The sequence below is a fragment of the Nostoc parmelioides FACHB-3921 genome (assembly GCF_014696625.1).
Classification (GTDB): domain Bacteria; phylum Cyanobacteriota; class Cyanobacteriia; order Cyanobacteriales; family Nostocaceae; genus Trichormus; species Trichormus parmelioides.
This window is the reverse complement of sequence record NZ_JACJQL010000112.1, coordinates 1-12,138: the sequence shown is the minus strand read 5'-3', so window position 1 is coordinate 12,138 and position 12,138 is coordinate 1. Positions and strand designations below refer to the sequence as shown.

Sequence of the window (12,138 nt, the reverse complement as noted above, 5' to 3'; positions counted from 1 at the left end):
GGACAAAGATAGGGCTGTATAGATTCTATACAGCCCTATCTTTGTCCAGTTGGCTTTGGGCTGCGTACAAAGTTTGTTATTGGAATTTCTTATCTTTGTCCTCTTGCTTGAGCTAGTGTACAAAGTTACTCTATCTTTGTCCTCTCATCTAACTTTGTCCGCATATATCCGAAAGCCTTACCCCGCAAGGGTTTTAGATATCTGCATTACTTTGTCCGCTTCTATTTTTTTGCAGATATGTGTACAAAGTTCATAGATAATCGCTTATCTTTGTCCGCTTTTGCATCAAGAATGAGTACAAAGTTATAAGTTATTTCTATCTTTGTCCGCGTCATTTTGCCTACTGTACAAAGTTGTTGGTTTATGCTACTTTGTCCGCTTTCTTGCTCTTGCCGTACAAAGTTGCTGACCTTATCTTTGTCCATGCTCAATAGTGTACAAAGTTAGCTTTTGCTGTTGAGCGATGGTCAAAGACCCGCCACAGGCGATCGCATTCCCGCAAAAATCCCACAGGCGATCGCTGATTGTTTAGAAAAAATCGACATATTTAGTAATCCCGCCAAATTCCGCCATGATTACTAGTAACAGTCGTTTCACTTCCATCAGTGATTGACGAATTTTGGCGGGGTTTTGACTGGCATCATAGATGCCCAACGACGGCGGCTATCGCCGCGTCTTCCTTGTCTCCCTCCTCCTGCTACTCACTGACCGCCGCCGCCAAGCCTAAATATAAAGTACAGAGATCGCCGCCCTCAATTCCCACAAAAAAGACGGCTGTGATTTCGCCGCGTCTCCACAAGGTCAACCCCCAAAAAATGCTACAAACATACTACAAAGTCAGGTTTTAGCTTGTTGACAATCATTTTGGCTTATTGAGAAACACCCCCCCCTAAATATATACTGAATACTTAAATTTAAAGGGGGGGTGTCCCAGATATTTATACTCTGGCTATTATTTTGTACTGAGGTAGCGATCGCACTGCAAAACATCTTTGTAGTATGTCTGCTTTTACACCCCTCCCACGATGCCCTACAAGCCCTCTCACTTCCCAGAACATAGAAACATACCATCTGCACACCTACCCTGCCTCTATCACAAAATAAAAGCCACCTGTGGGGCGGCTTGATGTTATGGCGAATTTTGTTTGTGATGGGTGATGGGTGGGGCAGTTGGGGCGACAGCCGGAGGGGCGATCGCTCTACCTCTATTCCCCTACCATCCCCCTACCCTGCCTCTAGGCGCTTTGTTGTGGTTGCTGGGTTTTGGGAGTTGGGGAGTGCTGAGAATTGTAGCGGTTGAGGAATTTTAAGGATTATTTAAAACTTGCTATAAATTGAAACAAGTTACCTATGATAAAAAATATAATTCCCCAAAAACCTAATACTCTTATAGAACTATCAGGTTGTTTTGTTAATTCATCTAATGCTTTTACTATATCTGATAAAACAGTTGGTATAGACAAATAAGTCAATGATAAAGTAAAAGTAATTATGCAAAATATAAAGACTATTCTACCTATTACCTGAAGCAAATTTTCTGTTTCTAAAAAAGGTAGCACTATTACTAGTAAAGTAAGAAAAAACCACATGAACAAAATAAATAAATAAGCAGTGATTTTTGCTGTATTTCCTTGGATTGTACCTGAGTTTAAAAAGCGTTTAAATTTTTTTTGTATTTTAGAATTTAATGAATTGCTAAAATCATCAATTACCTCCTCAAATTTTTCTAACATTTTTGTACCCAATACATTAGGAGCAAGCATAAAACCAGCCAAGAAATTTAGAATAATACCTATCCTGTTAAGCCAGTCTAAATCAATAGTCATAGTAAAAGTGTAATTTATAAAGAGATACAGTATATTTACCAGATTTTTAGTGAAAATAGCACACTCTCTAGTTCAGGGAGTGTTTTATTAACTAAAATTTGAATCAAAATTTACAGTAACTTTGTTGATAGGGATTAACAGTTAATTTCTATTCTGGCTTTCTGCTCTGCTTCATACCAATTTACGAAAAATTTGATGCAAATAAAGCATCAAGAACAAAATTACTGTAATAGAAGCAATAATTGATGTGCTTAATTTCTCCAAACACTGCCAGATAAATTCCCTTAATTTATCATCATTTTTTTTAGTGAAATGGTATTGCTGAGAGTTTGGAAGTTATAACGGTTGGGAATTTGATTCATGATTATCAACATCTATTAAATTATCTAATAAATTATTTGATAAATTATTATGATCGTGATTTAAAAGTTTGGCTACAGGAGGTAAACGATAGTATTCTATCCCTTGATTTTTTCTTCATTTTCTTGTTTCTGTCTTCTTTTTTTAAATGATTCAAACTTCTTTCTATAGGTAAAAATATAATCAATTATTGCATAAGTAAAATCAACAATATCTTGAGCATCTGCAATATCAAAAACTACATCTAAATCATGCGCCGCATCGTTGCCAGCTAGTCTTAAGATATTTGCCCAATCATAAAGATTTTGGTCGATAATTCCTTCTTCTTTCATTATTTCAAGTTTCTTTTGAAGTGTATTTTTTTCAATTCCACGCTCTTTACATATACCTTCAACTGTTTTTCTACACATAATTACACTTGCTGTAAAAGCGTTACTATTAAAACAAAGTATAGCTTCATCGAAAGCTTTCTTTATATATGTAGGAACTTCAGAACTAATGGTTTTATTAGATGTTGGATATAAAATTGTTAATTTATCTTCAGAAGAAGGTTCATTGTCATACTCTGTACAAGTAACAAGAGGTTTAAAGCATTTAGGACATTTAAAAAAACTATACTTGTTAAATGTTATGAGCATTTCACCATTAGTAGTAGCAAGGGGATATTCATCATGAATTTCTATTGTATAATTATTTATTTCCTCAGCATTTACAAAAGCTTTGCAAGTTAAACAAGTTAGTATTTTATCTTTCTTCATAAAACTACTTGATGGAAATTATTTTAACAGTACAAAATTATTATACTTTTGCATTATTAAAAGATTAAAGCATACGTATAAAATTGCAAACATTTCACTTATTTAATAATTAAATTATAAAGCAATTTACTAAACTAAACCTTACTAGAAACTATGCTAGGCTACAAATTTGCTTCGGAAAGGAATTGTAGGTAAGCTTAAATCATTACTAAATTTAAGTTTTAAGAATAAGTGTTACATTAACTGAAATTTCTAAAAACTTACAAGGTAAGTATTTTAGTTAAGTTTACAAATTAGCTCATGTTCAAGAATTTCGCAAGAGAAACAATGCTGATAATTAAGTAATATTTAACCAATTTTAAGTATAAATAAATACTTCTCATGACTCGTCAAATGTCGCCAATACCATGATAGTATTTTGACGATATTTGGCGAGGTTCCATGAACAAGCAAGAAGCAGCAGAGTTTCTAGGTGTTAGTGTTAGAGCATTAGAACGTTATGTGCAACAAGGTCGAATCAGCGTTAAGTACGAGAAAGGTAAAACCCGTCCTACTGCAAACTTTGACCCTGCTGAGTTAGAAGCTTTTAAGGCAGAACTCAATCAACCCACAATTAAACCTTCCGTAGAAGCTCGCCAAATAGCGACAAACCAACAGCTACAGACAGCAAACATCACTTATCAGTCTGGCGAGATTACGAGATTTGACGAGGTTGACGAGATTTCAGAGTTTGGCGAGATTGGCGCAATTGAAAAACTCTCATCAATCATTGAGCTACTTTTGGGCAAAGGTGATAATCAGCCGATAGTCCCGATCGCTGATAAATTGCTGTTGACCCTGCCAGAATCTCAAGCATTAACAGGATTGTCTAAAGAAGTGTTGAGAGGGGCGATCACCTCTGGGGAATTAAAAGCCAAAGTAATTGGCAAGAGTTGGCGAATTAAACGTACTGATCTGGAAGCCTATATTGATCAGCTTTTTTAAAACTCGCCAAATCTTGCCACATGAAATATCAAGTCCCTTTTTTATATTTTTCAGGATTCAAGAAAAATGTTAGGCATCCAGCATCTGCTTGACTTTATTGAGTCTCAAAATTACTTCGTAATTGTCAGGATAAAGTTCAGTTATAAACTGAATGAAATGATCAACCGTACAAGGCTTTTGAAAACCGCCGTTCCAAGCATGAAATTCATTGTGAACCTCCTGAGTCAAGGTAATGAGGTTATCTTGACAAGCAGCTAGGTGCGGATAATGTTCTTTTGAATAGATATGATGAACAACAACATTTACTGCTTTGTTGAACTTGTCATGTTTTTTGCTGGTAACTTGGCATCGGCTACCATCGCGTTTCTTGGCAGCATTCATAGCAGATTCAATTCTCTTCTGGAATGCAGTCTGCTCATCGATAATAAGTTTGAAGGTTTTCTTACCTACAATCTCAATTGCCATACACCAACTACGACGATCTTTTATGGTCAATGCTTTGGCTAAATGCTGCGAGAATTTATAGAAACCTGACAAAGAATAATAACGAACACCATCAATATCATCAAAGTCTTCATAGATTTTCATAGGATCATGTGACTTTTGAATTTCATCGAAAGCTGTATTTAATCGTGCATAACTAGTGCAAAGAATATTGATAACATCTTTTTTTGATAGAAAATGTCGATTATTTTTAAGTGTCAGTGAACTACAATTTTCTTGAATTTTTCGACTGATAAAAGCGTTGCGAATCTTCTCCTTGTGTCTAGTAATAAACTCGGTGATACGCGCCCAAATACTTTTCCTTGTCTTTTCATCCATATACTTGGCAATTGCGTAAGCTCCTTGTTCAGAGAAAAGCCGTTCATTTAAACTTTTGTTTAGGTAAATGAAATGGTCGTTTTCACGCAATTCCCATTGATCATTTGGGTCAGCATCAAAAAAAGTAATTATTTTATCTAATTCTTGATGACTAATATCTAGTGCATTTGCAAGTTCAGCTTCACGAATCGTAAAACCTGATGTTTTTTTAGCCATAACTATGCCTCGGCACTGATGCTCTTATACATAATGGTGAGGCAATCAAATATAGCAGCGTCACCTGTCTCAGGAACATCAGGATGGTAGATTTTGCTTAATTTGTAATAAGCATCCTTAATATCTTTATTAGTTGCGTTTTTGGGGTCTAAGTCAAAAACCTGCCACGGCTTAAAATAGTTGAATATGTTGATACCGTTAATACAGCCATAACCTTGTTGATTTTCTTCGCCCGGAAGAATGCCAACAAATTTACGGTAGAGTGTCTCCCATCCTTCTTTTAAACTTAGATTAAGAGTATCCATACCATCTGTTGCCATTTTGAAAGCACCAGACTTTTTAAGTTCTGTCGTATTTTTAACTGAAAAATGTTGATAAATTGCTGCTTTAAGTTGAGCCAAAGTTAATGGTTTAACTTTTGAAGGCTTGATAGTAGAATCTTTCTTTTTGTAATTGTCAATGACAAAATGTGCAAAATTTTCAAAAACGGATGCGCTTACTCCGTGCATTTCTGCAAGCCGTGCGCTCTCATTTTGCAGATATGAATTTAAAACAACTGGTTTTGACTCTTTACTAGCCTTAGCTCCGCCGCTTTTCGCTGACTTGACTTTTGTTGCAGTTTTAGACATAGATTGATGAAATAGGTAGACTGAGGCAACTTTTAAAGGCGAAATTTGAAAATTGAACAAAACCAAAGCATAAATTTTATGGTTAATAAAATATTTATCAGTTTTATATTTTTCAACTTTAATCTATAGATGATTCTTTTTATTAAGTATTTTTACTTGACACTTTAAAAATTTGATTCAAAATCATTAAAACCGTATCTGTGTACTATTAACACAAATTTTGTCAGGAATAAATATGTTCTCTTCTATGGATAGGATAAAGCGTAAGCGAACCTCCACGTTAGTATCCTGCTGTTCAGCAAGGTCGAATCAGCGTTCGGTACGAGAAAGGTAAAACCCGACTTACCGCTAATTTTGACCCTGCGAAACTGGAAGCATTTAAAACAGAACTCAACTAAGCCACGATAAAGCCTGCTGTCGAAACTCACCAAATAGCGACAGACCAACAGTCACAGACAACAAACATCACTTATCAGTTTGGCGAGATTACGAAATTTGGCGAGGTTGACGATATTTCGCAGTTTGGCAAGATTGGCATAATTGAAAAACTCTCATCAATCATTGAGCTACTTTTAGACAAAGGTGACAATCAGCCGATAGTCCTGATCGCTGATAAATTGCTGTTGACCTTGCCAGAAGCTCAAGCTTTAACGGGATTATCCAAGGAAGTGCTGAGAAGTGCGATCGCATCTGGGGAATTAAAAGCCAAGGTAATTGGTAAGAGTTGGCGAATTAAGCGGAGTGACCTAGAAACCTATATTGATAAGCTTTTTTAAAATTCGCCAAATATCGCCAATCACACAAGTTTTACAAAATCCGTGATATTGCCTTTACCTCTATTGTGCTGGTATGTAAAACCGTGCTGTAGGTTGTAATCCGTGACGTTGATTCTACCTTCATCAGAGTTCAGATAATTTTCTACTACTGAGGTTCTAGATTTGGTTAAATCTTTTAATACCTTGGTGTTAATTGCCCATCTGCTAGCCTTCTCTGGCTGAACTTCATTAAATGCTTTGATGGCTTGAACTGCCCTTCTAATCTTCTCTAAGCCAGTGTTAGGAGCATTAGAGCCGAACAAATCAGCATTACTTACCTCTGACAAATCTCTGACTTTAATAGGTTTTTTAGCTGTTTCTGTAACTTCTTTCATCTCTTCACCCTCTGATGTGTTTTCTACTTGTCTAGATTCAACATTTTGAGTAACAATTACTTGATTCACAATCTCGCCATTTTCAAAAGATTTACCTATTCTGGCTAGTCTGATTAATTCTTGCATTCTGCTAATTTGGTCAGCATAGGGAAGAAATTCAGTATCATCAAAATATTCTTTGCAAGCTTCTGTCATTCTGATTCTGTAATTACCTGCTTGACCTTCTTTGGAAGGGATCATATTTTCATTGATACGTTCTACCCATGCCCCACGGGTTAAGGGTTTCCCGTTTTTATCACATACTTGATAGTCTTCGTAATTAGTTGCTGTCGCGTCGCTAACGTGTCCCAATCTTTCAGTAATAAATTGATTAGTTGATTGTTTCCAGGGACAGAATAAATAGATTGCTATAGCCGCGTAACTAGCACGTAAGTTTTTAGCAGATAACTCGCTCTCACCCATTGGCGGATTGATTAAAGATGAGAAATATTCTTTAACTTTGGCATTCATTTTATTGTTACGACCGCTATCAACCTCAGCCAAAGTTTGTTTCTTAAGCTCTTTAATCTCTGGCATTCTCCGCAGTCTAGCCAAAGCATCCACAACCTTAAAAGACTCTACCAAGGTGTAAGTTTTATAAGCTTCTCGTTCTTCACCTTTATTCTTGATTTGTCCGGTGAACTCAACTTCAAACTGACCTACTTGAACAAACTGCGCTGTTACCCAAATCTCAGAAGGACGGCGGCCAGTTGCGGCGATTAGTCCTACAGTTAATTCCCTATGGTCAGCAGACTGCAATAACTCATCAATCTTTTGAGTATATTCATCAACACATTGAATAGGTTCTAAATTGCTCCTCTGTTCGGCTTTTTTCTCATTGGTGGGCTGCATCCGTTCTTTGTGGAAGTCAGAAGGGTAATTCATTGTGAGCAATGCTAAATGCTGTTGTACAATTCCCTCTTTGGTTTGTTGTGGGTAAGAATTGGACTCATCAAGCTTTGTTGTTTCCTGCCAAGCTTTAATAGCATTGCGAATTTGGCTCATATTGGTAGCGGCTGAATTTTGCCAGCCTGTCTCAGAATCCTTGTTTTTTGTGCGTTTTTGACACTCTGATTCAAATTCAGCTTTTTTGGCTTGACAGTAATTTTCAATTGTTTCTTTAGTGAATAAAGCACTAAGACCTTTTAAAAATTCTGCTGTCCACTCCTTAACCCATGCTGTGCGAATGTTCTTTTCTACAAACTTGATGTAGCTGCTCATCAACTTTGTCCTCTTAACTTTGTACACTTTAACTATAAAGCTAACTTTGTACAGTGTCAAGCAAGCGTACAAAGTTATTTTAGAAAAACTAAAACCCCTAACAATTTAGGGGCTTTTTATATTCATCACTTTATTGAGAGCAGATAACGGACAGATGCAAATCTCCCGTTATCCCTCATAATTCAAGTGAAGGCGGAATCACTCTTAGAAATCATCATCGTCATTATCAAAATGATTAATAATAGATTGAGAAATAATAGTTACACCAATTTCAGTACAAAGAGTACGGCCCCCTTCACTAGGCATACATTGACCAGCTACGGCAAGAACCACACCCAAAGAAGCTAATTTAGAGTTGTTAGTAAATCCCATATTCAATAATTTTAAGAGAGACTTACAGACTAAGTGTCTGCTACCAATATTGTAGTCACAAATTTCCTATACACAGTAAAATGACTGAAATGTTTATGGTATCAACACAAACATAAAGAGATAGACTACAAAACAAAAGATTGCGGGTTTTGGAGTATATGCCGGCCGACTGTCTTTGGTGTTTCATGAGTGGACTTGTTCCGGCATAGCTCCAAAACCCGCTCAAACAGGTATTACTAACGAGAATAGGGATTCTTGGTAGTAATCTAAGCTTTCGTAAATAGCTATTATCACAAGCTAAAGCTATTGGCGAGGCGAAGGTATCCAATAACCTACATAAGCTCCCACAATAAATTTAGCCAAATCTAAAAATATTGGACGTACCTGAACATCAATAATCGCTAAACCAAGAACTCCGAAAAATGAAGCTAAAACTATTGTAGATAGCAAAAAATTCTTAGAGGACATAGATTTTTACCACAAGCTATAGTCTCTCCAACTTAGAAGGATAGCATAAATCTTGCGGTATCGTCTCGCGAGAGTTTTGTAAAAATATTTTCTTAGAAATTAAAGTTGACTTTTGATAATGGTTATTATCACAAGTTAAAAATCAGCGTCGCAGTTTGTGAGAGATGCCAAGTAGCACTGGCCGCCTCCATCTGGCCAGTGAGTAGATGAGCGACTACCGTAAATGCGGCAATGAGGTTTGACGGATTCTTGGCACAAGGTGCGACCGCGCACTTAGGAGTGATCCGATCTGCCTCCTGCAATCCTCACCCCCTCAATCTTTCCACTACACCCACATCAGCCCATTTCTTACTTTTTTCTTACTTGTTATATCCGTTACTTTTCTCTACATAAGTACACACTCAATCCCCAAAAATTAGGACTTCCACCAAAGCAAACTCACGGCGAATACTGGCAAGGGTATCTGAGGTACACACAAAAAACTGGTAACGCACCATTCTAGATAAACCAAGAGGTAGGCTCACAACCTACCCTTAGTTTTTGAATATTTCAATATTTTGTTCTTCAAAAAGCTTTATCTTAATAGTCAAAATACAGCTTTTTGAAGAATTGATATTTTATTACCTAGTAATTATACATCTGTCCTTGGCTAGTAGTTGTCATCAAAGCAAAATTGGCTATTGCATTTGAAAAAACTTGTATATTATCTATAGTTATAGTTCCAATTGCTTCACTATCAACGGATAGACTTTTAAAGTTAAGACGAGAAAAACGACCAGCAGAATTATAAGAAATAATACTATGTGAAGGAGTAGGTTTATTGCTTGTATTTTTCCAATTCACCTTCAGTCCTATATTTTTCCGATTGAAGTAACCAACTTCTAATGAGACATTTACATCTAAATAAGCAGACCTTAGCGGTGAAATATCAAAACTTTGCAAATCTACTACCTTACTAGCAAATTCGTTTTGTCCGGAACAAAAGTTTCCGGCAGAATAATTAATAAGAACCTGTTTTTTAGGGAATAGCTGACCTGGTTCATCCCTATAAACTTCATCATATGCTTGTACACCTATATATGTATAATTACAGATTTCTGATATTGAAAAATCAGCATATACGGTATTACCTTTAATGCTATATATACTAGGAGCAAGCGCCAATGCAGGTGTATTTAAAGATGTAATTGATAATGTACTTATCAATAATAATACTTTGTTTTTCATTTCCTTGCTTAAAACTAGATTTTACTTCTAAGATCATCAATATAATATTAAAAATGCAAGCACTAAAACTTATTAATTAAAATAAAAAATAAGTTGTTACTATTTGTTAATTTAAAATAGTACATTAAATTTTATTTACTTTTAAATATGCAGTTTATAGCAGCATAGTTATTGCTACACAAGTACAAAGCTTTGTGCAGTAATTGATGATTTAATAAATGAAAATTTATCACATAAGGAAAGCTATAAACTGAACTTAAAGAAAGATAAATTAAATCTTTAATTTTTAAAATATTTCTAGGTATAAAATATTTCTGTTATAAAATCATTTCAACCAGTTCTTACCGCAATCACGACACTGTAACCGTTGCTTACCTTGTGATCGCCCATTCTTTTTAATATTACTAGAACCACATTCGGGACAAATTAAAGCAGTAACAACGGGCTTGGCTTGGCGTAGTACCTCAATTCTTTCTAATGATTCTTGATAAGCTTCTAAATCAATGTCTACGCCGTCAAAGAATGGCAACTTGTAGAACACAGGTGAGCGATCGCCGCAAACCATAGCAAACCTAAATTCTCGCGCAGTATCACAAACTGCCTCGTTTTGTTCTTCTGCCTCCAACTCAAGACTTTCTAATGTGGCCAGTGCTTTCTCTACTGTGGCTTTTGAGTAGAAGCGATCTCCGTACTGGGTGAGAAATGTTCTGATACTCACAGCATCAATGTATATATTGGTAAGCATCTTTTGATCGTCAATTGATAGACCTTTGGTAGTGCTGACCATGCCTGATTGACCAAGGATGATGACACCTAGATTTACATGACCGCCATCTTTAAGGACTGATTTAAACTGTTTTGCGCTATCACTTCCCGCTTGCTCAACTGCAATATCAAACTCATCACAAGCCCAAATAAACCCTACAGAATCTTTGTACTGTGCATTATTGGGAGACTTACGGAAGTTGTATTCATCAGACAAACCTTTAAACCCTGCCTTGGCATTGCTCCAACGTAGGCAAAAGTCCAAATCACTAGAATTTTTAACGCTGATACCTGCTAGGGGATTACAGAAAGCTAATTCTAAATAATCCAGTTTTTTACCCTGTGGGGTGTTCCCCGATAAAAAACCACGCTTCAGCAAATGGCTCATCAAGATTAAAAAGCTTGGGGTTTTGCCTGCTCCAGGTTCGCCAACTATCCGCCATCTAATTGGCTGGCTGAATAGATAACTAATAAAGTCTTGCTGACTGCGGTACAAACTGGATTTATCGGCTTTGGGCTTTGGGCGATCGCGTCTGAATTTAACCACCAAGCAATCGGTAACATTGAGTTTTTTGGCAGACTCAATACTGTAGATTCCCAATGCTCTGGTAATTTCTTGTGTGGAATTTTTGATTAGTTGAGCGATCGCCTCTGGGTTATGACTGCGGCTATAACCATAGCCAGCCGTCACTATTGCCTCAGTCTCATCTATGCCCGTGACTCTCAAGGGTATCTGTTTGTTAAGCCATAACCATTGAGCAATCGCGTTGGCTATGCGGCCAGACTCGTTAAAACCAAAGTCACCATACTGGGGTTCTATTAAATCCCCTGATAATTGCTGTTGTAACTGACTAATCCTGATATTTAAAATCTCGATTTGCTCAAGGTAGTTTTGACGTTCGGCGTTAATTGCCTCTGAAACTTCATCAAGATTATCATTGTAAGAACTAGCCAGAGATTTAATAATTTCTGCTTTGCTCTGATGCCCGTGAGCTATTTTTTCACCCCAATTTTGCAGCCGTCTAAACAACTGCATAGCCTCGCTAGTAATTGAGTCATGCTCTGTGTAAATTTTTTCTAATTCAGTTTGTTTGGCTAGTTGAAATTTTTGATTAGCTGCTTCATCTACTTTGGAGTAAAAAGTACTTTCCCATTGGTCTAATTCTGCTTCCATTCGGGAAATAGTATCAAGGCTGTGACTTGAACGAAAAAATGAGCCAAATTGTGAACAATAAAATGAGCCATAATTAACGGCAAAATAAGCCTTATGGGAAAAAGCGAAATAAAACTTTGCAATCAAA

The 12,138-nt window shown here is 36.5% G+C and carries 15 protein-coding genes; 5 read left to right on the top strand and 10 right to left on the bottom strand.

The window, feature by feature from the left end; genetic code table 11:
• Nucleotides 1–450 precede the first annotated feature (450 nt).
• From H6G14_RS34145 to H6G14_RS31405, 3 genes are all read left to right on the top strand, one after another.
• Nucleotides 451–582: a hypothetical protein gene (locus tag H6G14_RS34145; RefSeq protein WP_277884348.1), complete on the top strand. Its 132-nt coding sequence runs from the start codon at nt 451–453 to the stop codon at nt 580–582.
• Nucleotides 583–605: 23 nt separating this feature from the next.
• Entirely contained in the window at nt 606–848 is a 243-nt protein-coding gene (locus H6G14_RS31410; RefSeq protein WP_190572680.1) for a hypothetical protein, read from the top strand.
• Between the two features lie 309 nt (nt 849–1,157).
• On the top strand, nt 1,158–1,310 hold the full coding sequence (locus H6G14_RS31405; protein ID WP_190572678.1) for a hypothetical protein: 153 nt from the start codon (nt 1,158–1,160) through the stop codon (nt 1,308–1,310).
• A gap of 3 nt (nt 1,311–1,313) precedes the next feature.
• On the opposite strand, the gene H6G14_RS31400 is transcribed toward H6G14_RS31405, so the two are convergent.
• Together H6G14_RS31400 and H6G14_RS31395 are read right to left on the bottom strand one after the other, a co-directional pair.
• A complete protein-coding gene (locus H6G14_RS31400) occupies nt 1,314–1,826 on the bottom strand; it encodes a hypothetical protein (RefSeq protein WP_190572677.1) in 513 nt (170 codons plus the stop codon).
• Nucleotides 1,827–2,284: 458 nt separating this feature from the next.
• Entirely contained in the window at nt 2,285–2,944 is a 660-nt protein-coding gene (locus H6G14_RS31395) for a DUF4145 domain-containing protein (protein ID WP_190572675.1), read from the bottom strand.
• A gap of 441 nt (nt 2,945–3,385) precedes the next feature.
• Here H6G14_RS31395 and H6G14_RS31390 point away from each other — a divergent pair, with 441 nt between their 5' ends.
• Nucleotides 3,386–3,928 carry a helix-turn-helix domain-containing protein gene (locus H6G14_RS31390; RefSeq protein WP_190572673.1) on the top strand — a complete coding sequence of 181 codons (543 nt, stop codon included), beginning with the start codon at nt 3,386–3,388 and terminating at the stop codon, nt 3,926–3,928.
• Nucleotides 3,929–3,997: 69 nt separating this feature from the next.
• Here the strand turns inward: H6G14_RS31390 and H6G14_RS31385 are convergent, their stop codons facing one another.
• Nucleotides 3,998–4,966 carry a hypothetical protein gene (locus tag H6G14_RS31385; RefSeq protein ID WP_190572672.1) on the bottom strand — a complete coding sequence of 323 codons (969 nt, stop codon included), beginning with the start codon at nt 4,964–4,966 and terminating at the stop codon, nt 3,998–4,000.
• A gap of 2 nt (nt 4,967–4,968) precedes the next feature.
• Nucleotides 4,969–5,595: a J domain-containing protein gene (locus H6G14_RS31380; protein ID WP_199326347.1), complete on the bottom strand. Its 627-nt coding sequence runs from the start codon at nt 5,593–5,595 to the stop codon at nt 4,969–4,971.
• Between the two features lie 629 nt (nt 5,596–6,224).
• Between H6G14_RS31380 and H6G14_RS33855 the strand changes: the two genes are divergently transcribed.
• Complete coding sequence (locus H6G14_RS33855; RefSeq protein WP_242054234.1) at nt 6,225–6,371, top strand: helix-turn-helix domain-containing protein; 147 nt, start codon at nt 6,225–6,227, stop codon at nt 6,369–6,371.
• A 20-nt stretch (nt 6,372–6,391) separates the two neighbouring features.
• Here H6G14_RS33855 and H6G14_RS31370 read toward each other — a convergent pair whose 3' ends face one another.
• The 6 genes from H6G14_RS31370 to H6G14_RS31350 form a co-directional block, all read right to left on the bottom strand.
• Nucleotides 6,392–8,005 (bottom strand): protelomerase family protein, encoded by a 1,614-nt coding sequence (locus H6G14_RS31370; RefSeq protein WP_190572670.1) that lies wholly within the window; start codon nt 8,003–8,005, stop codon nt 6,392–6,394.
• A 204-nt stretch (nt 8,006–8,209) separates the two neighbouring features.
• Complete coding sequence (locus tag H6G14_RS31365) at nt 8,210–8,377, bottom strand: hypothetical protein (RefSeq protein WP_190572668.1); 168 nt, start codon at nt 8,375–8,377, stop codon at nt 8,210–8,212.
• Between the two features lie 303 nt (nt 8,378–8,680).
• Nucleotides 8,681–8,845, bottom strand: a complete 165-nt coding sequence (locus H6G14_RS31360; RefSeq protein ID WP_190572666.1) for a hypothetical protein — start codon at nt 8,843–8,845, stop codon at nt 8,681–8,683.
• A gap of 401 nt (nt 8,846–9,246) precedes the next feature.
• Nucleotides 9,247–9,369: a hypothetical protein gene (locus H6G14_RS34140; protein ID WP_277884347.1), complete on the bottom strand. Its 123-nt coding sequence runs from the start codon at nt 9,367–9,369 to the stop codon at nt 9,247–9,249.
• Between the two features lie 100 nt (nt 9,370–9,469).
• Nucleotides 9,470–10,072, bottom strand: coding sequence for a hypothetical protein (locus tag H6G14_RS31355; protein ID WP_190572664.1), 603 nt, complete (start codon nt 10,070–10,072; stop codon nt 9,470–9,472).
• A gap of 325 nt (nt 10,073–10,397) precedes the next feature.
• Nucleotides 10,398–12,138 (bottom strand): transposase-like zinc-binding domain-containing protein (locus tag H6G14_RS31350; RefSeq protein WP_422394120.1); only part of this gene is annotated, 1,741 nt, incomplete at its 5' end.